Source organism: Xanthobacter autotrophicus, assembly GCF_005871085.1.
GTDB lineage: Bacteria > Pseudomonadota > Alphaproteobacteria > Rhizobiales > Xanthobacteraceae > Xanthobacter > Xanthobacter autotrophicus.
Window position 1 is genome coordinate 119947 of sequence record NZ_VAUP01000035.1, and the last position, 25805, is coordinate 145751.

Here is a 25805-nt window from a genome sequence, read left to right on the forward strand (position 1 = left end):
CACGCGAACCGGTGTCCACTTCGCTCGAAAACGCTCTACCCCAGCCCCTTGATGTGCCCGATGAAGGGCAGTTGGCGGAAGGCGTGGGCCACGTCCATGCCGTAGCCGACCACGAACACGTCGGGGCAGGTGAAGCCCACGAAGTCGGGATCGATCTGCACCGCGCGCTTGCCGGGCTTCTCCAGCAGCACGCACACCAGCACCCGCCGCGCGCCCCGCGCCATCAACAGGTCCTTGGCGAAGGCCAGGGTGCGGCCCGATTCGAGGATGTCGTCGATGAGCAGCACGTCGCGGTCGCGCACGTCGCTCTGCACGTCCCGCAGGATCTCCACCTGGCCGGAGGAGACCGTGGCCTCGCGGTAGGAGGACACGTGCATGAACTCCACCTCGGGTTCGAGGCCGGAGGTATGCAGCGCGCGCAGCAAATCGGCGGCGAACATGAAGGAGCCCTTCAGCACCGCGACGGCGAGCAGGCGCTCCGGATTGGTGGCGGCGATCTCGACCGCGAGGGAGTGGTTGCGGGCGGCGATGCGGTTCTCGTCGTAGAGAACGGTGACGTTGGGCAGGGTCATGGTTCCTCGTCGCAAGATGCGCGAGCATGGGCCTTATGGACCGGGGCGTCCACCCGGACGATGGGGCGCGCCTTGGCGCGGGCTGTCGCGGACGGCAGGCCCGTACCTGGAAGCACTGGCAGCCCTCCTCCGCGCGCGGGAGTGGGGCGACGCTCGGATCATCGTCCGGGTCCCCAACACCCACAGTCCCGGCCGGTGGCGGGGCGCCGCGCTTCGTTTATGTTGGGGCTTCATGCGTCACTGGCGATTCGCGGGAAGGAAGGGGCGTTGGTCCGGTTCGAGAATGTCGGCCTGAGATACGGGATGGGACAGGAAGTGCTGAAGGACGTGTCCTTCGGCATCCAGCCCAATTCGTTCCAGTTTCTCACCGGCCCCTCGGGCGCCGGCAAGACCACCCTCATGCGCCTCTTGTTCCTGTCGCTGAAGCCCACGCGCGGTCTCATCACCCTGTTCGGGCGGGACGTCTCCTCCCTCGATCCGGACGAGGTGGCGGTGCTGCGCCGGCGCATCGGCATCGTGTTCCAGGATTTCCGCCTGCTGGATCACCTCACCACCTACGAGAATGTCTCGCTGCCCCTGCGTGTGCTGGGCAAAGAGGAGGCCAGCTACCGCGCCGAGGTGACCGAACTGCTCGGCTGGGTCGGCCTCGGCGACCGCATGCATGTGCTGCCGCCCATCCTCTCCGGCGGCGAGAAGCAGCGCGCCGCCATCGCCCGCGCCCTCATCGGCCGACCGGAATTCCTGCTCGCCGACGAGCCCACGGGCAATGTGGACCCCACCCTTGCCCGCCGGCTGCTGCGCCTGTTCATCGAACTCAACAAGTCCGGCACGTCGGTGCTGCTGGCCACCCATGACATCGCGCTCATGGACCAGTACGACGCCCGCCGCCTCGTGATCGCCGACGGGCGCCTCTATGTCTACGAATGACGCCCACTCCGCCGGCAAGACGCCGGCCTCCGCCGTGCCGGGCGATACGGCACGGGAGGCCAAGGCAACCGCGGCAAAAACCGGCCCCAAGCCCCGGCCCGAAAAGGCGCGCCAGCCCACCTCCATCGTGCCGTCCTCCACCATTGCCGGGCGCGCGCTGGTGGCGGTGGTGGCCATCATGACCTTCCTCGCCGCCATCACCATCGGCTCGGCTGTCGCTGTGCGCGGCACCGCCAGCCAGTGGCGCTCGGATGTGACGCGGGAAGTCACCATCCAGGTCCGCGCCGGTGACAAGGCCACCACCGACGCCCAGGTGCAGGCCGCCGCCGACATCGCCCGCAAAACCCCCGGCATCGCCGACGCCCACATCCTCACCGGCGAGGAGACCGCCCGCCTCTTGGAGCCGTGGCTGGGCTCCGGCCTCGACCTCAACGACCTGCCGGTACCCCGCGTGGTGGTGCTGCGCCTCGACGGCGCGGGCACCGCCGACCTCGCCCGGCTGAAGCGCACCCTCACCGACAAGATCCCCACCGCCTCCCTGGACGATCATCGCGGCTGGTCGCGGCGTCTCGTGGCGGTGACCGACGCGGTGATGCTCATCGGCGTGGTGATGCTGGTGCTGGTGGGGCTTGCCACCGTGCTCTCGGTGGTGTTCGCCACCCGCGCGGCGGTGGCCACCAACCGGGCGGTGGTGGAGGTGCTGCATTTCGTCGGCGCGCGGGACGGCTTCATTGCCGCCCAGTTCCAGCGCCATTTCCTGAAGATCGGCACCCAGGGCGGGCTCATCGGCGGCCTCGCCGCGACGGCGCTGTTCGGCGCCATTGCGGCTCTGCCCCAGCTTGGCCTCGGCGGCGATCCGGAATTGCCCACGGTGGTGAGCTGGCTCAATCCCGGCCCGTGGGGCTTCCTCGGCATCGCGGTGGCGGTGGCGGTGGTGGCGCTGGCAACCGCCCTTACCTCCCGCGTCACCGTTTACCGGACATTGAGGACGATCCAGTGAAATCCGGCCGGCGGGAGCGGGGCGGACCGATGAAATGCGGTTTTCCTCGCCTCCGCCGCATTCCACCGGCATTCTCGGTTCCATGACCATGTCCAACACCGAGCGCAGGACGGTGCGGCGGAGCAAGCCCGCGACAGGAAGGGCGAGCACGCGGGAGCGCCCCCCGGGCCGCCCGCACAGCCTTCTGCGCCGGCTCGTCGTCGCCCTGGTGCTGCTGACGGGCCTCGCCGGCGTGGCGGGCGCGGCTGGATTCCTGGCCTTCACCGCGCAGATCGCCGCCCGCGAGCCGGCGGCGGTGCGCTCCGCCGATGCCATCGTGGTGCTCACCGGCGGCCCGTCGCGCATCGTGGATGCGGTGGGCCTGCTGGCGGACGGACGCGGGCGCCGTCTCCTCATCACCGGCGTCAATCCCGCCACGACTTCCGACGAAATGCGCCGCGCCCTGCCGGATGTGGAGCACCTGCTCGGCTGCTGCATCGATCTCGGCCACAAGGCGCTGAACACCCGCGGCAACGCGCTGGAGGCGGCGGAATGGGCGCGCGAGAAGCGGTTCCGCTCGCTGGTGGTGGTCACCTCCTCCTGGCACATGCCCCGCGCCATGATGGAGTTGGGCCGCGCGCTGCCGGACGTGGATCTGGTGTCCTACCCCGTGGTCACCACCCGCACCCAGCCGGAAAGCTGGTGGAGCGATCCCGGCACCCTCAAGCTGCTGGTGAAGGAATACCTGAAGTTCATCATGGCCACGGTGAAGATCCGTCCGGCCCAGGCGGTGGCCGGCGCTGGAGAGGCTCCGCGTCCCGCGCCGCCCGCCACGGTCGCCCCGGCCGCGCTCAAGCTGGACCCGAGGCCCCTGCCCACCACCGGCGCCGCCTTGCGGCCTGCGGAGGCCCGTCTTTCACCCTGACCGCTCGCTCCGCTCTTGAGTTTGGACGCGGGATCGCCGATCAGGTGGCCGCGCCCTGCAAGATCCGTCGCCGACATCCGTCGCCCGACGGCCCGCAGGCTCAGCTGAAACGGACCCAAGCGACTGGAGACCCTCGTGACCGGCGTCCTCACGGCCTTCCGCTCGCTCCTCTTCCAGGTCGCGTTCTACGGGATAACGACCCTCTATCTTATCGTCCTGATGCCCCTGATCCCGCTTCTGCCGCGTCGGGTGCTCTGGCGGTTCGGCGCGTTGTTGTGGGTGGCCACCAATCGCGTGCTGCTGCGGGTGCTGGTGGGCATCCGCGCCGAGTTTCGAGGGCTGGAGCGCATCCCGCAGGGGCCATTGCTGATTGCCGCCAAGCACCAGTCGGCGTGGGAGACGTTCGCGCTGTTGCCGCTGTTCCGCGACCCCGCCTTCATCCTGAAGCAGGAACTGATGCGCATCCCCGTGTTCGGATGGCTCGCCGCGAAGCTGCGCATGATCCCCATCGACCGCCAGGGCGGCGCGGCCGCGCTCAAGGTCATGACGCGCCGGGCCCAGGCCGACATGGCCGCGGGCCGGCAGATCCTGATCTTTCCGGAAGGCACGCGGCGCCCACCCGGCGCGCCGCCGGACTACAAGCTCGGCGTCTCCTACCTCTATTCCACCCTGAAAGTGCCGTGCCTGCCCGTCGCCCTCAATTCCGGGCTCTGCTGGCCGCGCCGGGCCTTCATCCTGCGGCCCGGCACCATCCTGGTGGAAGTGCTGGAGCCGATCCCCCCTGGCCTCAGCCGCGCCACCTTCATGGCGCGCCTGGAACACGACATCGAAACGGCCAGCGATCGCCTCCTGCTGGAAGGGTTGAATGACCTGGGTACGGCAGCTCCCGCCGACATCCGGCGACCCGCCGGAACCACCGCTGATCCCCGTTTTCCACCGCCTGTGGAAAACTCTTGATCGAGGCCCGGATATCGTTCTAGTTTCGTTCTCATGAACGCAACTGATTCGCTCCTCGTCCCCCTTGTGGATGCCGGCAACCTCAACGGTTTGAAGCACGGCCTCGGCTCGCGCTACCGCTTTTGGCGCGACGAGAGCGGCGTGCGTCACGTGTTCTCCGTATATCCTGCCGACGCCGCGCCCGATTATCCCGACGCCCTGGCGGTGGTCACCCGGCGCACGCCGGCGGGCGCCATTGCCATGTGGGCCGGCCCTGCCGGCGAGGCCGCGCGGAACGCCGCGTTGCGCACCCATGGGGATGAGATCCACATCCACGTTTTCGGCGAGGAGGGCGCGCCCACCCTGCGCCGCCTCATGGACCGCGGCACCGTCCTTTCGGCCCCCCGCGCCACCGGCTTGCCCCGCTGCCGCAACGACCGCCGCCACGCCGCCTGAGGACGAAAAGGGTGATCGCGTGGATCGGCCGTTCGTCAAGTAGGAATGGCGGCGGAAGGAGTCTTTCGGATTAAGTCTGCTATTGCGACCGGGCACGGTGCGAGCCCTCTCCCGCGCGCGCGGGAGAGGCAGGGTCAGGCCGAGGGTCGTTCTGCGCGACGCCACCAGCGAGGATTGGGGAGACGTTCCCCCCTCCCCGTCTGCGGGAGCGGGGCGACCGCCATCCGTTCAAGCTCGGCTGAACCCGGCAGCGCTTCAGCCGTCCGATGAAACCCGCCCTCAGGGCAGCGTGTCCTCTTCGTCGCCCGCCGGCAGCTCGGCCGGAGCGCCATGCCCACCCGCCAGATGGTGGACGATGAACGACAGCGCCGCATCGCGAATGCCAAGGCCTTCCAGCGCCTTCACGGTGGCGACCACATAATCCGTGTTCGGCCCCGACTTGCCGTGGGAGCGCCGCACCAGGTGGAGCTGGTCCTGCAACGTCAGCCCCCGCGCGTATTGGGGATGGGCGCGGTTCACCAGATAGGCCACGGCCGGCGCCTCGCGACCGGAGCCGTCCAGGAGGGAGACGCGGCGCGTCACCTCGCGATAGACGCCGGAAATCTGCTCCCGCTCGGTGAGATAGGCATGGGTCTGCGGCCAGTCCGCCGCCGCGACCCGATAGGCGATGCCACGGCAGGAGCCGCCCAGATCCAGCCCCAGCACGAGGCCCGGCTGTTCCGGTGTACCGCGATGGTGAAACGAATAGACACACAGGGTCCGGTGGGCGCCGGTGAGCCGAGCCTCGCACCGCTCGGCGAAGGCGAAGCCGGGATTCCACATGAGTGAGCCATAGGCGAACACCCAGACATCGCCAGAATGGGGATCCAGCCCGCCCGCCGGCCGCGCCGCACTGCCGCCCCTGCCCGCCCCTTGCTCGTCCGCCATGGATGCGCCCGACGCTCCAGCCGTGTGGTTAACGCGCATCCCGCGCGCGCCCGCCTGCGCTCCGCGCGACGCCCTCGGGCGTTGACAGAAGCGCCAGACCGTCGCCTAACAGCCAGCACCTGCCGCCGCAAGCATGCGCCCGGTCCGCCTTTGGGCGAAACCGGCAGAGCTCGCGGGCGTAAACCGAATTCCTGCCCACCCGTCGGAGCCTGTTCGCGCGGCCTGGACCCGCACGACGGCCCCGGAGGCCGCCACTCCCAGGGACGTTCATGACCGCCACCGACGCCCTTCCTCCTCGCCGCAAGCCATGGCTCGTCATCATTCCCCTGGCGCTCGTGGTGATCGTCGCCGTCATCTGGAGCGGCCTGTGGTTCTATGCGGCGAACCGCGCCCAGGGCGAGATTGATGCCTGGATCGGCCGGGAGGCCCAGCTCGGCCGTATCTGGGGCTGCTCCGACCGCACCCTCGGCGGGTTCCCGTTCCGCTTCGAACTGCGCTGCCAGAGCCCGACGCTGGAGACGCGCGGCGGCGACGCCATGCGCTTCACCGCAGTCTCAACCCACGTGGTGGCGCAGGTGTGGGCGCCCAGCCACATCGTCGCCGAGTTCGCCGGCCCGGCACGGGTCGAGGACCTCAACACCGGCAGCGCCTATGCGGCCAACTGGTCGCTGTTGCAGATGAGCGGCGTCGGCGACCTCACCGGGCGGCCGCAGCGCTTCTCGCTGCAGGCCCACGACATGCGGATCGAGCAGCCGGGCTCCGCCGGCACGCAGCCGTTGTCCCTCGCCACGGCCCGCCTGTTCGAGTTCCATGCCCGCCGCGCGCCCGGCGCGGACGGCAAGCCCGATGGGGTGGACTATGCTTCCGGCATGCGCGACGGGCAGAGCGCGGTGCTCAATGCGCTCGGTGTCACCGGACCGGTGGACATGACCCTTCAGGGCACCGTCAGCGCTTCGGCGGACCTGCGCCCCATGCCGGTGACCCAGCGCCTGAGGGCGTGGGCGGCCGCCGGGGGAATGGCGACGCTGGAGCGCTTCGCGGTGACCTCGCCCAAGCTCGCAGTGACCTCCACCGGCGCCGTCTCGCTGGATCCGCAGGGGCGGCTCAACGGCAAGCTCGACCTCGGCTTCGCCGGCCTCAACGATCTGGTGAAGGGGCTCGACCGGGCCGGCGTGATCCCGCGCGAGGTCTCGCCCATCGTCGGCGCCCTCGCCATGGTGGGCAAGCAAGGCCCGGTGGAAGGACGCCAGGGCACCACCTTCGCGCTGAGCTTCGACGCCGGCACGCTCAAGCTCGCCGGCTTCCCGGTGGGCATCGTGCCGCCTCTGTTCTGAACCGCGCCCGAGCGGTTCAGAACACCCGCTCGCCCTCCACCATCACCTGACGCACCACGGGCGTCGTGTCCACGAGCCGGAAGCGCAGCAGGTCAGCCCGAAGCCCCGCGGCGAGCCGGCCGCGATCGGCCAGATCCGCCATTTCTGCCGGGTTGCGGGTGACGAGCGCCATGGCGCGCGGCAGCGTCAGGCCATCGGCGAGATGCAGCCGCACCGCCGCCTGGAGCAGGCTCGCCGGCACGTAGTCGGAGGCGAGGGCATCCACCAGCCCCTCCCCCGCCAGCGCCCCCATGGCGACGCCGCCGGAGTGGGAGCCGCCGCGCACCACGTTCGGCGCGCCACCGATGGTGGCAAGTCCCGCCGCACGCGCCGCGACGGCAGCATCCCGGGTGGTGGGGAACTCGCTCACCATGCAGCCGGCCTCCTGGGCGAGCCGCACGTGATCCTCCGTGGTGTCGTCGTGGCTGGCGCGCACCATGCCGGTGGCCGCCAGCATCTCCACCAGCGGGGCGAAATTGCGCTCCACGTTGGAGCGGCCGCGCGCGGTGCGCTCGGCGATCTCGCGCTCGGCCTCGCCCGCATCCTTGCCGATGCCGAGGAGGAAGCCGCGCAGCACATCCACGTTGCGCCACTGCCGGGCGCCGGGCGTGTGGTCCATGAGGGAGGCGAAGGCCAGCGTGGACCGCGCCAGCGCCGGCTCCACCAGCGCCAGCAGGTCCGGATCCGTCATCTCGCAGCGCAGGTGGACGAGGTGGTGGGCGCGGAACAGGCCGGCGCCATCCTCCACGGCGTCGAGCATCAGCTCGAACAGGTCCCGCCGCTCCGCCTTGGCCTGGTCGAAGCCGCCGGCGCAGATGGCGTCGAACACGGTGGTGATGCCGCTCGCCACCGTCTGCCCGTCATGGGCCAGCGCGGCGGCTCGCGCATCCGGCCAGAACACCTTGGGGCGCGGCACGAAATGGCCTTCCAGCGCATCGGTGTGCAGGTCGACGATGCCGGGGGCGATGAAGTCGCCGTCGCAGTCGATGGCGCTCGGCGCCTGAGCCCGGCCGGCATCCACGGCGGCGATGACGCCGTCGCGGACGGTGAGGGTGCCGTCGATCACCTCGTCGTCGAGGATCAGGCGGGCGTTGGTGTAGACGGTTTCCATAGGGGGCTCTGTACCGGAAAGGGGCATGCCTTGCACCGGACCGTGACGGCCGGGTGACGGCACGCCCCTGCGGTTCAGGACGGCGGAGCGCTGGGCGGGACCACCTTGTAGAGCTGGAAGCGCTCGCCCTCGAACACCAGCTTCAGCCGGTCGCTGTCCGGGTTCGGCGCGCCGCGCTCGGTGAAGAGCACGTAGACATAGTCGAAATTCTGCGGCCACAGGTCCCAGTAGCGCGGGCCGTCGGCGCTCGGCTCCTCCTCGGTCACGAGCAGCTGCTCGATCTGGGGCGGGGTGCCGTCCTCGGTGTCCACATGGCTGCGGTAGGGCTCGTGCACGCGCAGGATCTGCTTGCCCTTCACCGCGAAGGCGGTGGTGACCAGCGACGACTTCTCGATCATGGCGAGGCAGGCGGCGTGGACGAGGCCGAGGTCGCGCGGGTCGTTGCCGCCGTTGATGTCGGCATAGGCGACGAGGATGCGGGAGCCGGGCTTGATCTGCTCCACCGACTGGCGGAACGCCACCGTCCACTGCGACAGACGATCCCACACCACCTGAACCTCGCCCACCCGCACCGCCAGCAGCAGGATAAGCACCACGGCGAAGCCGCGCCGGGCCAGGCGATGGCGCAGGTCCGCCCGCAGCGCGGCGAGCACGAAGAAGGCGATGGCCACCGGCAGGCGCTGGTCCGCCATATAGCTCGCGAACACCACACGGGGCATGGCGAGATAGACCGCGCCAGCCACCAGAAGCAGCGGCAGCATCAGCGAATGCACATGGAGCAGGCGGTGCCGGGCGGCCCAGATGCCCGCTCCCACCACCACGGCGGTCAACAGGATGGCCACATAATCGAAATAGACGTTCACGACCATTTCGAGGCCTTCGACCTTGCCCTGTGGCTCCCAGATGTTCTCGCTGCTGAGGCCCCAGGTGGGGCTGGCGATCAACAGCGGGACAATGGGCAGGAAGGGCAGGCCCGCGGCCACGAAGGTAGCGAGCCGCGGGCCCAGCGGCCGGCCACGGCCCTGGCGAAGGCGATCCAACTCGAAGGCCAGCAGGCCGACGCCGTAGACCCCCGCAGCGAACAGGTGGCAGAAGAACAGCGCCACCACGAACACGGTGGAGACCATGAAGCGCCACGGCCACGGCCGGTCGCGCAGGAAGGCCCAGGCGGCGAGGGCGAACAGCGCCAGCCCGATGCCGAAATAATAATTCATTACCCCGATGAGGAAGATGGCGTTGTAGAGCAGCGGAAAGGCCACCAGAGGCAACGCCGACCACATGCCGAACAGCGCCCTGTTAAGCGTCAGCGTTCCGCCCGCGATGAGGGCGAAGCACAACAGGGTATAGATCTCGCCGGCGGTATAGATGTCGGTGACGCGGTCGATGACCGGAACGATGAGGTCCATCATCACATTCGGAAGGATGGACCACTTGAGAAAATAGAAGCGCGCGATGTCGGGGTCGTGGGGCAGCTCGGCGATGACGTGCATGCGCGCGAGATGGTTCACATAGTCCGACAGGGGCGGCAGGGGGTGCGTCAGGATGGGCACCGCCACCAGCGCGAAACAGGCGACGAACAGCAGGGCGATCCAGCGGCCGCGCAGATCATGGGGCAGGCGCGGCGGTGCGGCGCGGCCGGGGTGGCCGGGAGCGGGGTGGGGCATCAGCGGCGACGGTGACGAGGACGTGGTCATGTGGGCCGTGCGATCTCTGGCGAATGGCTGGAGGGGGAGGCAGCAGCGTCCTGAAGGCAGGCCCGCACCCGGGGTTGATTCGACACCTGCCCCCGTTTCGGGATGGATTTCATTTCCCGGATCAATGCCTTGTGGGCCGATCTGGTCGCAGCGTCCGCAATGCGAATGCCACGACCGGCCCCGAGAGCGCGATCCGGACAGGCGGCCCGGCAAAGCGCCCTCTCAATCCTGGATAGGGAACGCATCGTCCGATCAGCTCGCGATACGGGCCAATCGGCGCGTGCTCTGGCGCGCCGGGGCTGTTGACCTCCCGAATGTGTTGGGCCGGTGGCCGCTTCTGATCACCTTTCCGCGAGCAGCGAAAGACTGACGTTGCGGCAGTCAAGCGAAAGACCGGGTCGCGCGCCGCTCGCCGCCTTGCCCTTTCACGGCGCCGGGGAAACGGCTAGAACGGCGCCGCGCCGGTGCACGCCGGCTCTTGGGCATGCGCCGGCCGGCCTGCGTCGCAAGCTGATCGGGTCAGCGTTCCCTTTCTTAAATTTGGCGACGGATCAACCGATCAGGCAGGTTCCGCCTGTTGGGTCCGGCGCCAAGGACCATGAGCGAGCCCGTCATGAACGAGCCCCTTTCCGCGTCGGTGTCGGAAGCCCAGTTGCAGGCCGAGGTTCTGGCCAAGGCGCTGCCCCACATGCAGCGCTACGACGACGCCATCGTCGTGGTGAAATACGGCGGCCACGCCATCAGCGGCGAGGAGGGTGCGCGCACCTTCGCGCAGGACATCGTTCTGCTCGAGCAGTCGGGCGTGAACCCGGTGGTGGTGCACGGCGGCGGCCCGCAGATCGGCGCCATGCTGGCAAAGCTCGGCATCAAGTCGGAATTCGCGGCCGGCCTGCGCATCACCGACAAGGCGACGGTCGAGATCGTCGAGATGGTGCTGGCCGGCTCCATCAACAAGCAGATCGTGGGCTTCATCAACGAGGCCGGCGGCAAGGCCATCGGCCTGTGCGGCAAGGACGGCAACATGGTCCGCGCCCGCAAGGCCAACCGCGTGGTGGTGGACAACGACCAGGTGGTGGACCTCGGCTTCGTGGGCGAGCCGGACACGGTGGACACCACCGTGCTCGACCAGATCCTCGGCCGCGAGCTGATCCCGGTGCTGGCCCCGGTGGCGGCGGCGGTGGACGGCGGCACCTACAATGTGAACGCCGATACCTTCGCCGGCGCCATCGCCGGCGCGCTGGGGGCCAAGCGCTTCCTGCTGCTCACCGACGTGCCCGGCGTGCTGGACAAGAACAAGCAGCTGCTGCCGAAGCTCACCATCGCCGAGGTCCGGGCTTTGATCGCCGACGGCACCATTTCCGGCGGCATGATCCCGAAGGTGGAGACCTGCATCTACGCCCTGGAGGCGGGCGTGGAAGGCGTCGTCATCCTCGACGGCAAGGTGCCCCACGCGGTGCTGCTGGAGTTGCTCACCGACCACGGCGCGGGCACGCTGATCACCCGCTGAAGCTGAGGTCCGCCTCCTCGGGCACGCCATCGGCGCCCCGCCCGAGGGGGCGTTGCATCAGTACCGTATCGATCCACCGGCCGAACTTCAGGCCGGTGGCGGGCAGGACGCCGATGTCGGCGAAGCCGCAGGCGCGGTGGAGGCCGATGGAGCCTTCATTGGCACTGTCGCCGATCACCGCGACCATCTGGCGGAAGCCTGCGGCCTCGCACGTCGCAATGAGCGCCTCCAGCAGCGTGCGGCCGATCCCACGCCCCTGCGCCGCCGGCGCCACATAGATGGAATTCTCCACGGTGTGGCGATAGGCGATGCGCGGACGGAACGCGCTGGCATAGGCATAGCCCAGCACCACCCCGCCCTCTTCCATCACCAGATAGGGAAAGCCCGACTCCACCAATGCCGCATGGCGGCGCGTCATCTCGCTGACGCCGGGCGGTGTCAGCTCGAACGAGGCGGTGCCGGTGCGCACGGCCTCGTCATAGATGGCGGCGATGGCGGGGATGTCGTCAGGTGTGGCGGGGCGGATGGTCATGCCGGCCTTTTACGGCAGGTGGCCCGCCCCTGAAAAGGGCGGTCGCACCCGAGCCCGAAATGGAACGTCTTGCCCCCGAGACGCTTGATCTGCGATTATCATACACGATATATCATGTTCGGACAGACGCCCACCGGGCGGGCCCCGGACATGGAGGGAGCAGATGAAGGTGTTCGGCGCGCCGCGGCGCTATGTGCAGGGCAAGGGCGCGCTGGATCATCTGGGTCCCGAGCTGGCGCGCCTCACCGACACCGCCGCGCTGGTCATCGATCCCTTCATCGACGATCTGTTCGGCGACCGCCTTCAGGCCTCATGCACCGCTGCGGGGGTGAACCTCGTCCGCCTGCGCTTCGGCGGGGAAAGCTCGCCCTCGGAGATCGACCGGCTGAGTGCGGCGCTGGGCGACACCCCACCTCCGCTGGTGGCGGCGGCGGGCGGCGGCAAGTGCATCGATGCGGGCAAGGCGCTGGCCAACCGCATCGGCGCCAAGGTCGCGACCATCCCCACCATCGCCTCCACCGACGCGCCCACCAGCCACAATTACGTGCTCTATGACGACGACCATCGCCTGCTGGCGGTGGAAAAGCTGCCCGCCAATCCTGATCTCGTGCTGGTGGACACCCAGGTGATCGCCGAGGCTCCGCGCCAGCTGTTCCTCGCCGGCATCGGCGACGCGGTGGTGAAGCTGTTCGAGGTGGAGCGCTGCGTGGCAGCCAAGGGCCGCAACGTGTTCGGTGCCGACCCCGCCTTCTCGGCCCTGATCCTTGCCCGTGGCTGCTACGACGTGCTGCGCGGTCATGCCCCGGCGGCGCTCGCCGCCGTGGACCGCAAGGAGGCCGACGACGCCCTCGACCTGGTGGTGGAGGCTACCGTGCTTATGAGCGGCCTCAGCTTCGAGAGCGGCGGCCTCTCCATCGCCCATTCCATGACGCGGGGCCTCTCCGCCGTGCCGAAATATGCCCGCGCACTGCATGGGCTCGAAGTCGCCTACGGCGTGCTGGTGCAACTGGTGCTGGAAGGCCGCGACGCGGATTTCTTCGCCGATCTCCTCGGCTTCTACGACGCCATTGGCCTGCCCACGAGCCTTGTCGCCCTCGCCGGGGCGGCGCCCACACATGAGGAAGCGTCCACCATCGCCCGCCTCACCCTGTCGGCGCCCCACGCCCGGCACTTCCCCCGGGTGCTGGAAGAGGCGGAAGTGGTGCGCGCCATCCTCGCCATCGAGGCGGGACAGTTCGCGGACGTGACGCGGGAGACCGCACTTGCGGGGAGCATCATGCAGAGCTCCGCGCCGGCCATGACCATATGATATATGGTGCGATAAGGTCCCTTCAGAAGCATTGGATGCCATGGCCGAGCTGCGGCAGATCGAGACGGAAAATCTTTCGGCCCGCGTCTACGGCCGCATCCGCCGGGCGCTGATCGACGGGCAGTTCGAGCCCGGCGAACGGCTGCGCATCTCCGCGCTGGCGGCTGATCTGGGCACCTCCATCACGCCGGTGCGCGAGGCCATCTTCCGCCTCGTGAGCGAGCAGGCCCTGGAGATGAAGGCCGCCACCGCCATCCATGTGCCGCTGCTCGACAGCGCGCGGCTGAAGGAAATCCAGCTCATCCGCATGGAGCTGGAGGGCGCCGCCGCCGCCCGCGCCGCCCAGCGCATCACCGACAAGCAGATCCGCAGGCTGGAGCAGATCCAGGACGAGTTCATCGAGGCCGCCGCCACCAACCCGAAGAAAGCGAGCCTGAAGAACCGTGATTTTCACTTCGCGCTGATCGAGATCGCCGAGCTGCCGCTGCTCGAATCCATCGTGGAGAACATGTGGACCCTGATGGGGCCGCTGCTCAGCGTGTTCCACGCCACCCTGCCGCCGCGCCAGATCGCCGGCGAGGACCACCGCCATTACGACGTGCTGGAAGCCCTCAAGGCACGCGATCCGGAGCGGGCGCAGCATGCCATCCAGCAGGACATCGCCTGGGGCCTCGTCATGGCCGACTGGCTGGACGAGCAGGCCAAGGCCCCGCCCGGCAAGCGCAAGCTCGCCTCGCTCACCGCGGAGTGAGGGCGCAAACCGGAACCGCCGACATCCGTCTCGCACCCACCGTCATCCTCCGGCTCGACCGGAGGATCCATGGTACGGCCGGGACGCGTCACCGCCTTCACACAGCGCGCGCACGGCGCGATGGATGCCCCGGTCAAGCCGGGGCATGACGGCAAGATGGCGCCTGCGCTGCGACCGCCCCCTCACGCAATGCCGAAGCCGCCATCCACCGGAATGATGGCCCCCGTCACATAGGCCGCCGCCGGGGACAGCAGGAAGCCCACCACCTGCGCCACGTCGGAGGGCTTGCCCCAGCGCTGCATGGGGATGCGCGCCATGATGGGCCCGGCCCGCTCGGGGTTCTGCAATGCGCCGGCGGACAGGCGGGTCTCGATCCAGCCCGGCGCCACCGCATTCACGCGGATGCCCTCGGCCGCGAATCCCACCGCATGGGAGCGGGTGAGCTGGAGGACGGCGCCCTTGCTGGCCGCATAGGCCGGATTCCGCCCCGAGCCGAAATAGCTCCACATGGAGGCGGTGTTCACCACCGCCCCGGCCGCCGCGCCCAGCGCCGCGCGGAAGGCCAGCGTTGTGATGTTGGAGCCGTTGAGGTTCACGTCGATGACCTTGGCGAAGCCCTCCGGCGTCAGCTCCCGGCCCTCGTGCAGGATGATGCCGGCGCAGTTCACCAGCGCCGACAGGCGCGGGAAGCCGGCGGCGAAGGTCGCCACCGCCTTGGCGTCGGTGACATCCAGTTCGGCGAAGCCGATGGCCGCCGGCAGGTCGTCATCTCGGTCGCGCCCGGCCGCCACCACGGTGTAGCCGTCGGCCAGCAGATGCTCGGCCACCGCGCGGCCGATTCCCGTGCCGCCGCCGGTGATGACGGCGACGCGCTCCAAAGCAGTCATGTGGGTGTCTCCCGATGGGGCGGCGAGGCTCACAGCCCCAGATAGCTCGCCCTGAGATGATCGTTCGCGAGCAGGTCCGGCCCGGTGCCGGAGAGGGTGACAGCGCCATTCTCCAGCACATAGCCGTAGTCCGCCATCTCCAGCACCTGGAACACGTTCTGCTCGATGATGAGGATGGTGAGGTTGCGCTCGCGGATGCGGGCGATGCTCTCGAACAGGCGGTCAACCATGATGGGGGCCAGACCGAGGGAGGGCTCGTCCAGCGCCAGCACCCGCGGCAGGGCCATGAGCGCGCGGCCCACCGCCACCATCTGCTGCTGGCCACCCGACAAAGTGGAGGCATTGAGCGCCTGCCGCTCCTTCAGGATGGGGAAGAGGTCGAACACCTCTTCCAGCGTCTCCTCCCGCCGCGCCCGGGCGCGCGGGTTGGCGGCGCCCACCAGCAGATTCTCGCGGATGGACATGTCGAGGAACAACTGCTTGCCCTCCGGCGACTGCACGAAACCGCGCTCCACGATCCGATGGGGGGCAAGGCCGGAGAGCACCTCGCCACCGAGGCGGATCTCGCCCCGGCGCGGCCGGATGAGGCCAGAAATGGTGCGCAGGAGCGTGGACTTGCCGGCCCCGTTGGCGCCGATCAGCGCCACGATGGAGCCGGGCTTGAGCGCGATGTCGATGCCGCGCAGCACGTCCTGCTCGCCATAGCCGGACCACAGGTCCTTCACCTCCAAGGCGGGCGCCTCCCGTCCGCCCCGCTGGAGCGCGATATTCTCAAGCCCGGGCCGTTCAAGCATGGACTTGGACATAGCGCTCTCCGAAATAGGCCTTCAGCACGTCGGGCTGGTTCACCACCTGCTGCGGCGGTCCGTCGGCGATGAGCTTGCCGTAGTCGAGCACGATGACCCGGTCCGACAGGCCCATGATCACCTTCATCACATGCTCGACGATGAGGATGGAGACGCCGAGGTCGCGCACCTTGCGTACCAGTGCCACCATTTCCTGCGCCTCGGTGGGGGTGGCGCCGGCCACCACCTCGTCCATCAGCAGCAGGCGCGGGCCGGTGGCGAGCGCCCGCCCCAGCTCCAGCTTGCGCCGGTCAAAGGCGGTAAGATCCTCCGCATCCGTGCAGGCCTTGGCTGAGAGGCCGAGGAAGTCCACCACCTTCTCGGCCTCGGCGCGGGCTTCCGTCTCGGCGGCGGTACGCACGAAGGCGCCCACCATCACGTTCTCCACCACCGAGAGGCCGCCGAAGGGCTTTGAGAGCTGGAAGGTGCGGGCGATGCCGAGGCGGCAGATGTCCCACGGCTTCTGGCCCACGATGTCGCGGCCGTTGAAGCGGATGGCGCCGGTGTCGGTGCGCAGCGCCCCGGCGATCATGTTGAAGGCGGTGGTCTTGCCGGCGCCGTTGGGGCCGAGCAGGCCGAGGATCTCGCCCGGCTCCATGTGGAAGGAGAGCGGCGAGACCGCCTGCAGGCCGCCGAAGCGCTTGGAGATGCCGTCCACCTCGAGGATGCGGGTGCTCATCGTCCCTCGACCTCCTTGGGCGTCACGACGGTGACGGTGGTTTTTGGCGCGGGCGTGAGCCAGCGCTGGAGCGGGGCGATGATGCCTTTGGGGAAATACAGCACCGCCAGCATCAGCACGACGCCGTAAATGATGAGATGCAGCCCCAGCACGTGGCCGCCCAGGGTCGCGCGCACCATCTCGCCTACCGGATGCAGCACCAGGGCGCCCAGCGTCGGGCCGAGAATGGTGCCCTGCCCGCCCACGATGGTCATCACTGCCATGTCGATGGACAGGTCGATGCCCATGTTCCGCTCCGGATTGATGTAGCGGAACAGCTGCGCGTAATAGGCCCCGCCCAGCCCGGTGAGGAAGGCAGAGAGCGCCAGCGCGGTCAGGCAGTAGCGGGTGGGATCGATGCCCAGCGCCTCGGCGCCGTCGCGGTTGCCGCGGATGGCTTTCAGGTAAAAGCCGAGCCGCGAGCGCTCCATGACATGGGTCGCCGCCATCACCCCCACCAGCATGGCGAGGATGATGAAGTAATAGGGCAGCTTGCCGTCGAACTGGAAGGCGAGGAGGCTGGTGCCCCCCACCGGCGGAACCGTGAGCCCCTGCGCGCCCTTCAGCGGGATGCCGAGGAACTCGTCCGTATTCTCCAGCCAGATGCGCATGATCTCGGCGAAGGCGATGCTGGTGAGGGTGAAGTAGGGTCCCTTCAGCCGGAAGGTGGCATAGCCCACCGGAACCGAGATGGCCGCCGCCAGCACGCCGCCGAGGATCATGCCGATCCAGGGCGACAGGCCGAGCCCGGTGAACAGCAGCACGCTGGCATAGCCGGCGATGCCGGAGAAGGCGGCGTGGCCCAGCGAGACCTGCCCCACATAGCCGCAGACGAAGTTCCACGACGAGGCCATGTAGGCGAAATAGAGCACCATGGCCGCCGAGTGGACCACATAGCTGTCGGCGACCACGAACGGCAGGATCAGAGCTGCCACGAACAGCGGCAGGCCCAGGATGAGGGTGAAGGAGGCGCGCATGGAGAACCCGTGCCTTCTCAAGCTCGACCCATGAGGCCCGCGGGCCGCATGAGCAGGATCACGATGAACAGGCCGAAGGAGAAGATCGCCGCCGAGGTGGCGGTGACGAACTGGGCGGCCACCGATTCGAACACCCCGAGCAGCAGCCCGCCGAGGATCGAGCCCGGAATGGAGCCGATGCCGCCCAGCACCACCACCAGGAACGACTTGATGCCGAACGACAGGCCGATGGTGGGGGTGATGGAGAAGAACGGCACCAGCAGCGCCCCGAACAGGCCCAGCACGGCGCAGCCGAGGCCGAAGGTGACGTTGTAGATCAGCGGCACGTTGATGCCGGACATGGCCGCCGCATCGCGGTTCTGCGCCGTGGCGCGGATGGCGCGGCCCATGTCCGAATGCTTCAGCCAGAACGACAAAGCGAAGGCCACGAGGATCGCGGCGGCAAAGCCGATGAGCCGCGCGATGTTGATGGGCAGGCCGGCGACGAAGATCGACTCATAGGTGATGTCGGTGGTCACCGAGCGCACATCCGGCCCGAACGCCATGAGCACGCTGTTGTCCACCACGAGGTAGACGCCGGCGGTGAGCAGCAGCGCGCTGGTCGGCTCCACCACCAGCGCCCGCTCTCGCCGGATGAGCGGAGAGATGACCACGCTCTGCACCGCATAACCGATACCGAACAGGAACGGCACGGTGACGAGGATGCTCACATAAGGATGCACCCCAAGGCTCGCCCAAAGAAGATACGAGCAATACATGGCCAGCATCAGGAACGAGCCGTGCGCGAAATTGATGACGCGCATGACGCCGAAGATGAGGCTGAGGCCGAGGGCGACGCCGCCGTAGATTCCGCCGAGCAATAGTCCGTTGATGACCGCAAAGGAAAGGGTCAAGGGATCCATGGGGTCACCTCCGTGGGGACGGCGCGCGGCACGCGGCGCCGTCCGGGATCGGGGACGGGGGATATGGGAGAAGGGAAAAGGGCGCCGGCTTCCCGGCGCCCGGAGCGCTGCGGGGGGGGCGGGCCTCAGCGGGCCGACCAGTCCGGCACCGGCCACACGGGCTTGGTGTCGGGAGCGCGGTTGGCGGAGGGCCAGATGGTGCGGCGCTCGCCGCCGATATTCTCGGAAATCACCCCGTGACCGAACGTGTTCTGGCCCTGCTCATCGAACTTGATGCGCTGGTAGCCCACGATCAGCGGCATGCCGGAGGTGATGTCGGTGGCCGCCAGCGCGTCGCGGATCTTCTCGCGGTCGGTGGAGGCGGCGCGCTCCAGCACGTCCTTGATGAGATAGACGTTGGAGATGCCCTGGGCGCCGTAGGAGTTGATGTCGTAACCGGCCTGGGCCTTGAAGCGGGTGTTGGCATCCAACACGCGCGGGTCCTTGTCGGTCTTCAGGCGGTCGATCTGCCAGTCTTCCTGCACGAACAGATAATCCACCGCCTTCTGCGGCACGGCCTTGTAGAAGGATGGGTCTTCCGAGCCGCCACCCACCGAGTGGATGCCGTAGGGAATATTGATCTTATTCTCGAAATACTGGCGGGTGAACAAAAGGTGGTCCGGCGTATAGGCCACCACGATGAGCGCCTCGGGCTTCGACGCGCGGATCTTCAGCAGTTGGGCGGTGAAGTCCACCTGGTTGGGCGGAAAGCTCTCGTCGAGAGAGATGGTGTAGCCGCGCTCCTTGGCGAACTTCTTGATGTTGGCGGCGTGAGAGCGGCCCCAGTCGGTGCCCTCGTAGAACAGGCCGATGCTTGAGGGACCCTTGCCGGTCTCCTTCTTCAGGAGATCCATGGCATCGAGTTGTTCGCGCGCGTCGTAGGTGGCCTTGTTGTTGGGGCGGAACACATATTTGAAGCCGCGCTCGGTGATCTCGTCCTTCACCGCGCCGGTGACGATCCACGGCGTCTTGTAGCGCTCGGCCACTTCCGAGGCGGGGAAGGTGACGGCGCTGTTATAGGCGCCCACCAGCAGCGAGACGTTCTCGCGCTGGATCAGGCGCTCGGTCTCGGAGGCGCCGATGTCGGGCTTGGACTGGCTATCGGCGAAGATCAGCTTCAGCTTGGCCCCACCGAGGGAGGCGATGCCGCCCGCCGCGTTGATCTGCTCGGCCGCCACCTGGGCGCCGAGCTTGGTCTGGTTGCCGATGGTGGCCGAGCCGCCGGACAGCGGCAGCACGAAACCTACCGTCACGTCCTGCGGCTGCGCCTGCGCTGGTGCAAGACCGATGGCGGCCGCCGTCGCGAGCGCGAGCGTGCCACCCAGAATCTGCCGGATCATCTTCCCTCCCACGGGTCGTCTTATTAGTATGTATGATATATGATGTTTAGTGTGAGGGGAGTCAAGCGGGGTTGTTCGGAGGGCTCCCCGGCTTTAAGTGCCGCTGTCGCGACCGGGCGCGATGGAAACCCTCTCCCGCTTGCGGGGGAGGGTAGGGTGGGGGCAACGGTGTTCTTCCTCGGTGCCGCCGGTGCCTCTTGGCGAGGGTCTGCCCCCTCCCCAACCCTCCCCCGCACGCGGGAGAGGGGGCCGACGGCGCCTCGTTCCAAAATCGAGCTGCGATTGGCCGATGAGGCAGGAACGGCCGGCGCGCATTGCGCTGACGCTGCATGCGTCCGCGGATACACCCTCGAAAGATGACCGCCCCTCAGGCCCGCCCAATCGTGCCCGGCGCCACTTCGAAGCGCTCGGCGCGGTCCAGCGCGACGAAGGCGGTGGGGTCGGCACCCGTCATCCAGGCCTGCGCGCCGAGGCGGGCCAGGGCCTCGAACAGGCCGGTGCGGCGCGCCGAGTCGAGATAGGCCACCACATCATCCAGCAGCAAAATAGGCGAGAACCCCTGCATGGAGGCCACCAGCCGCGCATGGGACAGGGTGAGGCCGATGAGCAGGGATTTCTGCTCGCCGGTGGAGCAGCGCGCGGCGGGCAATTGCTTCTCGCCATGGCTCACCGACAGATCGGTGAGGTGCGGCCCTTCCAGCGTGCGGCCCGCCGCCCGGTCGCGCGGACGGTTGTCGCGCAGGAGGACGCGGTAGCGGTCCTCCACCTCCAGCGCCGGAAAATGGGCGATCAGCCGCTCCACCACCCCGTCGAGAGCCAGCTCGGCGAAGGGGAAGAGGGAGGCGTCGTCGCGGTGGGCGGCGATCTCGGCGCCAAGGCGGGCCACCGTCTCCAGCCGCGCTGCCGCCACCGCCACGGCCAACTCCGCCACCTCATGCTCTACCGCATCGAGGAAGCGCGCCGAGCCGTTCTCCTCCAACAGCCGGTTGCGCGAGCGCAGCGCCCGTTCCAGGCCGTTGACCCGGGTGCCGTGGGCGCCATCCACCGCCAGCACCAGCCGGTCGAGATAGCGCCGCCGGTCGCCGGGGGGGCCGAGGAACAGGCCGTCCATCTCCGGCGTCAGCCACAGCACTTTCAGATGGTCGAGGAAGGCGTTGGCGGAGGGCACTCCCTCGCCGTCGATGCGGCAGCGTCGCACCCCGCCCTCCTGCGCCGGATCGTGGCCAGTGCCGAGACGGACCTCGCCCAGCGCGCCGTCAACCAGCGCGGAGACCGCCCACGGCACCTCGCCGGCGGCGCCCGGCGCGCGATGGCCCACATCGCCCAGCTGGGCACGGCGCAGCCCCCGGCCGGGGGAGAGGAAGGACAAGGCCTCCAGAATATTGGTCTTGCCCGCGCCGTTCGGACCGGTGAGCACCACCGGTCCGTCCTCAACCCTCACCTGCGCCGACGGATAGGACCGGAAGGCGGTGAGGGTGAGCTTGCGGATGGCGGCGTGGGGCATGAACCTTTCGGCCGGTCTTCCGTCGGATGCGGCCGGTCCCGCGGGAACACAGTTCAGCGTGGCGTCGGTCGCCAACCTCACACCCGCCGTACTCACACCCGCATGGGCATGAGCACGTAGAGCGCATCCGTCCGGGTGGAATCGCGCACCAGCGTGGGTGAGCCGGGGTCGGCCAGCTTCAGTTCAGCTGTGTCGCCTTCCAGCTGCGAGGTGATGTCCAGCAGGTAACGGGAGTTGAAGCCGATATCGAGGGGCTCGGCGGTGTAGTCCACCTCCAGCTCCTCGGTGGCGCTGCCCGAATCGGGATTGGTGACGGAGAGCGTCATCTTGCCCTCGGCCAGCGACAGCTTCACCGCGCGCCCGCGCTCGCTGGACACGGTGGAGACGCGGTCCACCGCGGCGGCGAACTCGTCCTTGTCCACGATCAGGGTCTTGTCGTTGCCCTGGGGAATCACCCTTCCATAATCGGGGAAGGTGCCGTCGATGAGCTTGGAGGTGAGCACGATGGAGCCCACCTGCACCCGGATCTTGGTGGTGGAGAGCGAGACGGTGGCCTCCGCCTCCTTGTCCTCCAGCAGCTTCTGGATCTCCGCCACGGTCTTGCGCGGCACGATGACGCCGGGCAGGCCGGCCGCGCCTGCCGGCGCCTCCAGCTCGGCCTGGGCGAGGCGGTGGCCGTCGGTGGCGACCGCCCGCAGCATCGACTTGCCGCCGGCGCCCTCGGTGACGTGGAGATAGATGCCGTTCAGGTAATAGCGCGTCTCCTCGGTGGAGATGGCGAACTGGGTCTTGTCCACCAGGCGCCGGAAGTCCGCGCCCTTCACCTTGAAGGTATGGGAGAATTCGCCCGCCGCGAGGTCCGGAAAGTCGGCCTCGGGCAAAGTCTGGAGCGAGAATCGGGCGCGGGACGCCTTGACGGTGAGGGTGCCGCGCTCGCCGCCCGCCTCCAGTTGCACCTGCGCGCCCTCGGGCAGTTTGCGCACGATGTCGTAGAGCACATGGGCGGGCACGGTGGTGGCCCCCGCCTGGCCGGTCTCGGCCGGAACGATCTCCACCACCTCCAGGTCGAGGTCGGTGGCTTTCAGCTCCAGCCCGTTCTTGCCCGCCTTGATCAGCACGTTGGCGAGGATCGGAATGGTGTTGCGCCGCTCGACGACGCGGTGGACGTGGCTGAGCGATTTGAGAAGCTCGGCGCGCTCGACGGTGACCTTCATGGTCCTGGCCCGTTCACTCTTCGCTCTGGAGCCGGCCTGCCACGGGCGCCTACGTCCCGCCGGTGGGTCCGCCTCGTCGTTCGGGGACGGCGCCCGCTCCGCCCTCCCCCGCTGTCGCGGGCAAGGTGGATCGCGCGCCAAGTGGCGATTGCGCGGAACGCAGGAAGCGTCGCGCTGGCACCCGCCGGGAGACGGATGCCGGGCCGCAGACATTGCCGCCCAAGGCGCGCCAAGGCAAGGGCGACTGGCTTATTTTTGCTGTGTGGCGCCGCCCACGCCCCCAGGATCCACCGCAACCCGCACCCACACGGCTGAAGCAGCCGCTGGAGAGGCCCTGATCCGCCGGGGGCGGCACAAACGAAAACGGCGCCGTCAGGCGCCGGATTCGGGGGCCATGGGCCCGGTTGGTCGATGAAGACCCGCTCAGGCTTCCAGGGCGAGGCGCTTGAGAACCTCGATTTCCTCGGCCAGCGCCCGGTCGGCGTTGACGAGGCCATCAATCTTGCGCACCGCGTGCAGCACGGTGGTGTGGTCGCGACCGCCGAAGCGCCGGCCGATTTCCGGCAGCGAGCGCAGCGTGAGGGTCTTGGCCAGATACATGGCGATCTGGCGCGGCTTCACCACGGTGGCGGTGCGGCGCTGGGACAGGAGGTCCGCGCGCGACACGTTATAGTGCTTGGCCACCACGCGCAGGATGTCGTCCACCCGCACCCGCTTGGGATCGGTGGGGCGGATGAGGTCCTTGACCGCATTTTCCGCCATCTCCAGCGTCACCGGCTCGCCGGTGAGCTGGTTGAAGGCCAGCAGCTTGTTGAGCGCGCCGTCGAGGTCGCGCCCGCTCTGGCCGACGCTGCGGGCCAGGAACTCCAGCACCGGCGCCGGCACGGCGAAGCCGGGGTGCTGCTCGGTCAGGGTCTGGTAGCGCGCCTTGAGGATCTCGAGGCGCAGATCTTCTTCCAGCGCGGCCAGTTCCACCACCAGACCGCCGGCGAGGCGCGAGCGCACCCGCTCGTCGAGATGCTCCAGTTCGCCGGGCAGACAGTCCGCCGCCACCACCACCTGCCGCCCGCCGTCGAGCAGGGCGTTGAGGGTGTGGCAAAATTCCTGCTGGAGATTGTTGCCCTTCAGGAACTGCAGGTCGTCGATCACCAGCGTGTCGATGGTGCGCAGGGCATCCTTGAAGGCGATGGCCGAATGGGTCTTCAGGGCGGCGACGAAGCCGTACATGAAGCGCTCGGCAGTGAGGTACGTGGTGCGCCGGCCGCCCACCGCGCCGGCCCGGGCGATGGCCTGCAACAGGTGCGTCTTGCCGAGGCCGACGGCCGCATGGAGATAGAGCGGGTTGAACACCGGGGCCGAGCCGGGAGCGCTCTCGGCCACCTGCTTGGCGGCGGCGAAGGCCAGTGAATTGGACTTGCCCACCACGAAGGTCTCGAAGGTGAGGCGGGCGTCGAGGGGAGAGCCGGAGGCCACGTCCCCCGCCGCCGCATCGGACAGGGCCGACGATGCAGCCCGCGACTCAGCGCCCCGCGCTTCGGCGCCGCGTCCGTCGGTGGACCGGGCATCGGAGGATCGGGCTTCGGCGGCCCGGCCGGCCTGCGACCGGCTATCGTCGGAGCGCAGGTCGGTGCGCTCGGACACCACTTCACGCACCGTGGCCGCCTTGAGCGCCACGGGACGGGCAAACGCATTGCGGACGGCAAGGTCCACCCGCCGCTTCGCGCCGCTCTCTTCCGCCCAGATGTCGGCGATGCGGGGCAGATAATTCTCTTGAATCCACGACTTGAGGAAGCGCGTGGGGACGGAGAGCAGAACCGCGTCGGCGGTCAGCTTGTCGAGATCCATGCGGGCGAACCAGCTGGTGAACTTCTCTTCGCCGATCTCTTCGCGCAGGCGCTGACGGACGCGCTCCCAAGGGGTCGTCGCGGTCGTCGCGCATTCCATTCCGGCAGTCTCCGCAAGGGCTGGCTGAAACGCGTTCGATCCGGCGCGACGGGCGTCCGGCGCATGAGGTTTGAGCATGGAGCTCCGACCGCGTTCAACGCGGTTCCCTGGTTGGTGACGCAAAAGCCGTCCGCGCCCTTTCGGGCTGCGCGCACTTTCGCAAAATGAGAGCGGTGTTTTCAGGTGCGTCCGTGGGACGCGATCACGGCATCAGCGCAAATTCATGCGCGATCCTTGCCGGGAGAAGGGGGCGAGGCACAGATGAACTCGAGGCCGAGACTCCCGACGATCGGAACGCAACGCGAGGCAGCCGGAAGGTGAGCTTGATGTGCCGCTGCATCCGCTGCCGCTTGTGTGCCAGAAGTCATAGCCGCCCCATTTCCGCCGACGAGACATCGGCGGCCGTTAGAATTAATCAGATTTTTGTTTGTTCTAAAACACGCTGAGAACTGGGACCAGACAATCACTCTCAGCATAGCTCGACGGAACGAAGGCTACACGCATTCACGGGACAGCAACCAAAGGGAGGGCGGTGAAAGAATACAGACACAGCTATCCCTCCTCATGCACGAAGAGCCGTGAAAACTTCATTCTGTCGGTGAACCCCAGTGTCGCTCCCGGAGTGAGATTGAACATACACAGCCGCTTTGGGGGGTGCAACGCCTTTCCCCTGCCCCATGGGATAACGGGTACAAGCCAGGCCGCCGCCGAGCCGCACCGCCGCTCGATATCAGCCGGCAAACCTCTGTCGCGACAGTGAGATTCCGGGCGGCGGCAGTGGCCGACGGACGCGAAATATCGCCGCGCGGCGCGGTGTTTTCCTACCCCTGAAATGGGTCCGCTTTGGCGTCTTCCGGCCTTTAGCCGTTAAGCCTTTCACGCGGATGTTGTTTTTCTGATCGGTCCGCGGCGGGGCCGACGCGCCCTCCACAGCCGGGCGGAAAGCAGGACTTGACGGTTGCCGAGAATCGGGATCACCACCGCCGGGAGATGAAGAACCCGGTACCTGCCACCTCTGGACTGCACCAAGCAAAAAGGCCCGGCTAAGCCGGGCCTTTACAGTAAGACAGCAATCTTGATTGATCTAAATCAAGCGCTGAGCTTCTTCACGCGGGCGGCAAGGCGCGAGACCTTGCGGGACGCGGTGTTCTTGTGCAGCACGCCCTTGGTGACGGCGCGCATGATCTCAGGCTCCGCCGCCTGGAACGCCGCCGTGGCGGCGGTGGCATCACCGGCCGTGAGCGCGTCCTCGAGCTTGCGCAGGTAGGTGCGCACGCGGGAGCGGCGAGACCGGTTCACTTCGGTGCGGCGCTCGATCTTGCGCACCGCTTTCTTGGCGGAAGGCGTATTGGCCATCGGCCGTCCTTGCTGGTTCGCGCCCGGCTTTGCGGCCCGTATGGCCCCTCCGCGTCGCGCATGAATGGGTGAAAAGCCGG

The 25805-nt window shown here is 68.4% G+C and carries 24 protein-coding genes; 9 read left to right on the forward strand and 15 right to left on the reverse strand.

Features of this window, described 5'->3' with window-relative positions; genetic code table 11:
• Positions 1-35 precede the first annotated feature (35 nt).
• Positions 36-572: a hypoxanthine phosphoribosyltransferase gene (gene hpt / locus FBQ73_RS16560; RefSeq protein WP_138400599.1), complete on the reverse strand. Its 537-nt coding sequence runs from the start codon at positions 570-572 to the stop codon at positions 36-38.
• Between the two features lie 267 nt (positions 573-839).
• On the opposite strand from hpt, the gene ftsE reads away from it, so the two are divergent.
• The 5 genes from ftsE to FBQ73_RS16585 all read left to right on the forward strand — a co-directional run bounded on the left by ftsE (position 840) and on the right by FBQ73_RS16585 (position 4795).
• A complete protein-coding gene (ftsE, locus tag FBQ73_RS16565) occupies positions 840-1499 on the forward strand; it encodes a cell division ATP-binding protein FtsE (RefSeq protein ID WP_041574975.1) in 660 nt (219 codons plus the stop codon).
• Positions 1486-2499, forward strand: coding sequence for a cell division protein FtsX (locus FBQ73_RS16570; RefSeq protein WP_138400600.1), 1014 nt, complete (start codon positions 1486-1488; stop codon positions 2497-2499). Before ftsE ends, FBQ73_RS16570 begins: the two co-directional genes overlap by 14 nt.
• A gap of 34 nt (positions 2500-2533) precedes the next feature.
• On the forward strand, positions 2534-3403 hold the full coding sequence (locus tag FBQ73_RS16575) for a YdcF family protein (protein ID WP_138400601.1): 870 nt from the start codon (positions 2534-2536) through the stop codon (positions 3401-3403).
• A gap of 135 nt (positions 3404-3538) precedes the next feature.
• A complete protein-coding gene (locus tag FBQ73_RS16580; RefSeq protein ID WP_210236800.1) occupies positions 3539-4360 on the forward strand; it encodes a lysophospholipid acyltransferase family protein in 822 nt (273 codons plus the stop codon).
• A gap of 33 nt (positions 4361-4393) precedes the next feature.
• Positions 4394-4795 (forward strand): hypothetical protein, encoded by a 402-nt coding sequence (locus FBQ73_RS16585; protein ID WP_138400602.1) that lies wholly within the window; start codon positions 4394-4396, stop codon positions 4793-4795.
• A 279-nt stretch (positions 4796-5074) separates the two neighbouring features.
• On the opposite strand, the gene FBQ73_RS16590 is transcribed toward FBQ73_RS16585, so the two are convergent.
• A complete protein-coding gene (locus tag FBQ73_RS16590) occupies positions 5075-5722 on the reverse strand; it encodes a gamma-glutamylcyclotransferase (RefSeq protein ID WP_138400603.1) in 648 nt (215 codons plus the stop codon).
• 269 nt (positions 5723-5991) lie between these two features.
• Here FBQ73_RS16590 and FBQ73_RS16595 point away from each other — a divergent pair, with 269 nt between their 5' ends.
• A complete protein-coding gene (locus tag FBQ73_RS16595) occupies positions 5992-7056 on the forward strand; it encodes a DUF2125 domain-containing protein (protein ID WP_138400604.1) in 1065 nt (354 codons plus the stop codon).
• 16 nt (positions 7057-7072) lie between these two features.
• Here FBQ73_RS16595 and FBQ73_RS16600 read toward each other — a convergent pair whose 3' ends face one another.
• Positions 7073-8206, reverse strand: a complete 1134-nt coding sequence (locus FBQ73_RS16600) for an alpha-D-ribose 1-methylphosphonate 5-triphosphate diphosphatase (RefSeq protein WP_138400605.1) — start codon at positions 8204-8206, stop codon at positions 7073-7075.
• A 74-nt stretch (positions 8207-8280) separates the two neighbouring features.
• Complete coding sequence (locus FBQ73_RS16605; RefSeq protein ID WP_138400606.1) at positions 8281-9900, reverse strand: hypothetical protein; 1620 nt, start codon at positions 9898-9900, stop codon at positions 8281-8283.
• 613 nt (positions 9901-10513) lie between these two features.
• On the opposite strand from FBQ73_RS16605, the gene argB reads away from it, so the two are divergent.
• The gene (gene argB, locus FBQ73_RS16610) at positions 10514-11407 is read left to right on the forward strand and encodes an acetylglutamate kinase (RefSeq protein ID WP_138400607.1); all 894 of its coding nucleotides are present in this window, start codon (positions 10514-10516) and stop codon (positions 11405-11407) included.
• Here the strand turns inward: argB and FBQ73_RS16615 are convergent.
• Positions 11397-11939, reverse strand: coding sequence for a GNAT family N-acetyltransferase (locus tag FBQ73_RS16615; protein ID WP_138400608.1), 543 nt, complete (start codon positions 11937-11939; stop codon positions 11397-11399). The genes argB and FBQ73_RS16615 overlap by 11 nt on opposite strands.
• Positions 11940-12102: 163 nt before the next feature.
• Here FBQ73_RS16615 and FBQ73_RS16620 point away from each other — a divergent pair, with 163 nt between their 5' ends.
• On the forward strand, positions 12103-13248 hold the full coding sequence (locus FBQ73_RS16620; protein ID WP_138400609.1) for a glycerol dehydrogenase: 1146 nt from the start codon (positions 12103-12105) through the stop codon (positions 13246-13248).
• A 40-nt stretch (positions 13249-13288) separates the two neighbouring features.
• Positions 13289-13999: a GntR family transcriptional regulator gene (locus tag FBQ73_RS16625; RefSeq protein WP_138400610.1), complete on the forward strand. Its 711-nt coding sequence runs from the start codon at positions 13289-13291 to the stop codon at positions 13997-13999.
• A gap of 182 nt (positions 14000-14181) precedes the next feature.
• On the opposite strand, the gene FBQ73_RS16630 is transcribed toward FBQ73_RS16625, so the two are convergent.
• The 10 genes from FBQ73_RS16630 to rpsT all read right to left on the reverse strand — a co-directional run bounded on the left by FBQ73_RS16630 (position 14182) and on the right by rpsT (position 25725).
• Positions 14182-14886 carry an SDR family NAD(P)-dependent oxidoreductase gene (locus tag FBQ73_RS16630; protein WP_138400611.1) on the reverse strand — a complete coding sequence of 235 codons (705 nt, stop codon included), beginning with the start codon at positions 14884-14886 and terminating at the stop codon, positions 14182-14184.
• A 29-nt stretch (positions 14887-14915) separates the two neighbouring features.
• Positions 14916-15692 (reverse strand): ABC transporter ATP-binding protein, encoded by a 777-nt coding sequence (locus FBQ73_RS16635; protein ID WP_246089741.1) that lies wholly within the window; start codon positions 15690-15692, stop codon positions 14916-14918.
• Positions 15673-16410, reverse strand: a complete 738-nt coding sequence (locus FBQ73_RS16640) for an ABC transporter ATP-binding protein (protein ID WP_138400612.1) — start codon at positions 16408-16410, stop codon at positions 15673-15675. The genes FBQ73_RS16635 and FBQ73_RS16640 overlap by 20 nt, the downstream gene beginning before the upstream one ends.
• Positions 16407-17426 (reverse strand): branched-chain amino acid ABC transporter permease, encoded by a 1020-nt coding sequence (locus FBQ73_RS16645; protein ID WP_138400613.1) that lies wholly within the window; start codon positions 17424-17426, stop codon positions 16407-16409. The genes FBQ73_RS16640 and FBQ73_RS16645 overlap by 4 nt, the downstream gene beginning before the upstream one ends.
• A 17-nt stretch (positions 17427-17443) precedes the next feature.
• Positions 17444-18328: a branched-chain amino acid ABC transporter permease gene (locus tag FBQ73_RS16650; RefSeq protein WP_138400614.1), complete on the reverse strand. Its 885-nt coding sequence runs from the start codon at positions 18326-18328 to the stop codon at positions 17444-17446.
• A gap of 125 nt (positions 18329-18453) precedes the next feature.
• On the reverse strand, positions 18454-19707 hold the full coding sequence (locus FBQ73_RS16655) for an ABC transporter substrate-binding protein (RefSeq protein WP_138400615.1): 1254 nt from the start codon (positions 19705-19707) through the stop codon (positions 18454-18456).
• A 367-nt stretch (positions 19708-20074) separates the two neighbouring features.
• A complete protein-coding gene (gene recF, locus FBQ73_RS16660; protein ID WP_138400616.1) occupies positions 20075-21211 on the reverse strand; it encodes a DNA replication/repair protein RecF in 1137 nt (378 codons plus the stop codon).
• Positions 21212-21303: 92 nt separating this feature from the next.
• Positions 21304-22425, reverse strand: a complete 1122-nt coding sequence (dnaN, locus tag FBQ73_RS16665) for a DNA polymerase III subunit beta (RefSeq protein ID WP_138400617.1) — start codon at positions 22423-22425, stop codon at positions 21304-21306.
• A gap of 423 nt (positions 22426-22848) precedes the next feature.
• Positions 22849-24369 (reverse strand): chromosomal replication initiator protein DnaA, encoded by a 1521-nt coding sequence (gene dnaA, locus FBQ73_RS16670; protein ID WP_138400618.1) that lies wholly within the window; start codon positions 24367-24369, stop codon positions 22849-22851.
• Positions 24370-25458: 1089 nt separating this feature from the next.
• Complete coding sequence (gene rpsT / locus FBQ73_RS16675) at positions 25459-25725, reverse strand: 30S ribosomal protein S20 (RefSeq protein WP_138400619.1); 267 nt, start codon at positions 25723-25725, stop codon at positions 25459-25461.
• Positions 25726-25805: the final 80 nt, after the last annotated feature.

What these genes read in the sequence shown, in the direction of transcription:
- FBQ73_RS16655 (WP_138400615.1), bottom strand. Translation starts at nt 19,707, where the DNA reads ATGATCCGGCAGATTCTGGGTGGCACGCTCGCGCTCGCGACGGCGGCC.
- FBQ73_RS16615 (WP_138400608.1), bottom strand. Translation starts at nt 11,939, where the DNA reads ATGACCATCCGCCCCGCCACACCTGACGACATCCCCGCCATCGCCGCC.
- FBQ73_RS16570 (WP_138400600.1), top strand. Translation starts at nt 1,486, where the DNA reads ATGTCTACGAATGACGCCCACTCCGCCGGCAAGACGCCGGCCTCCGCC.
- FBQ73_RS16605 (WP_138400606.1), bottom strand. Translation starts at nt 9,900, where the DNA reads ATGACCACGTCCTCGTCACCGTCGCCGCTGATGCCCCACCCCGCTCCC.
- FBQ73_RS16630 (WP_138400611.1), bottom strand. Translation starts at nt 14,886, where the DNA reads ATGACTGCTTTGGAGCGCGTCGCCGTCATCACCGGCGGCGGCACGGGA.
- FBQ73_RS16640 (WP_138400612.1), bottom strand. Translation starts at nt 16,410, where the DNA reads ATGAGCACCCGCATCCTCGAGGTGGACGGCATCTCCAAGCGCTTCGGC.
- FBQ73_RS16585 (WP_138400602.1), top strand. Translation starts at nt 4,394, where the DNA reads ATGAACGCAACTGATTCGCTCCTCGTCCCCCTTGTGGATGCCGGCAAC.
- FBQ73_RS16645 (WP_138400613.1), bottom strand. Translation starts at nt 17,426, where the DNA reads ATGCGCGCCTCCTTCACCCTCATCCTGGGCCTGCCGCTGTTCGTGGCA.
- dnaN (WP_138400617.1), bottom strand. Translation starts at nt 22,425, where the DNA reads ATGAAGGTCACCGTCGAGCGCGCCGAGCTTCTCAAATCGCTCAGCCAC.
- FBQ73_RS16590 (WP_138400603.1), bottom strand. Translation starts at nt 5,722, where the DNA reads ATGGCGGACGAGCAAGGGGCGGGCAGGGGCGGCAGTGCGGCGCGGCCG.
- hpt (WP_138400599.1), bottom strand. Translation starts at nt 572, where the DNA reads ATGACCCTGCCCAACGTCACCGTTCTCTACGACGAGAACCGCATCGCC.
- FBQ73_RS16575 (WP_138400601.1), top strand. Translation starts at nt 2,534, where the DNA reads ATGCGGTTTTCCTCGCCTCCGCCGCATTCCACCGGCATTCTCGGTTCC.
- FBQ73_RS16595 (WP_138400604.1), top strand. Translation starts at nt 5,992, where the DNA reads ATGACCGCCACCGACGCCCTTCCTCCTCGCCGCAAGCCATGGCTCGTC.
- dnaA (WP_138400618.1), bottom strand. Translation starts at nt 24,369, where the DNA reads ATGGAATGCGCGACGACCGCGACGACCCCTTGGGAGCGCGTCCGTCAG.
- argB (WP_138400607.1), top strand. Translation starts at nt 10,514, where the DNA reads ATGAACGAGCCCCTTTCCGCGTCGGTGTCGGAAGCCCAGTTGCAGGCC.
- FBQ73_RS16600 (WP_138400605.1), bottom strand. Translation starts at nt 8,206, where the DNA reads ATGGAAACCGTCTACACCAACGCCCGCCTGATCCTCGACGACGAGGTG.
- FBQ73_RS16625 (WP_138400610.1), top strand. Translation starts at nt 13,289, where the DNA reads ATGGCCGAGCTGCGGCAGATCGAGACGGAAAATCTTTCGGCCCGCGTC.
- FBQ73_RS16650 (WP_138400614.1), bottom strand. Translation starts at nt 18,328, where the DNA reads ATGGATCCCTTGACCCTTTCCTTTGCGGTCATCAACGGACTATTGCTC.
- FBQ73_RS16620 (WP_138400609.1), top strand. Translation starts at nt 12,103, where the DNA reads ATGAAGGTGTTCGGCGCGCCGCGGCGCTATGTGCAGGGCAAGGGCGCG.
- recF (WP_138400616.1), bottom strand. Translation starts at nt 21,211, where the DNA reads ATGCCCCACGCCGCCATCCGCAAGCTCACCCTCACCGCCTTCCGGTCC.
- FBQ73_RS16635 (WP_246089741.1), bottom strand. Translation starts at nt 15,692, where the DNA reads ATGTCCAAGTCCATGCTTGAACGGCCCGGGCTTGAGAATATCGCGCTC.
- rpsT (WP_138400619.1), bottom strand. Translation starts at nt 25,725, where the DNA reads ATGGCCAATACGCCTTCCGCCAAGAAAGCGGTGCGCAAGATCGAGCGC.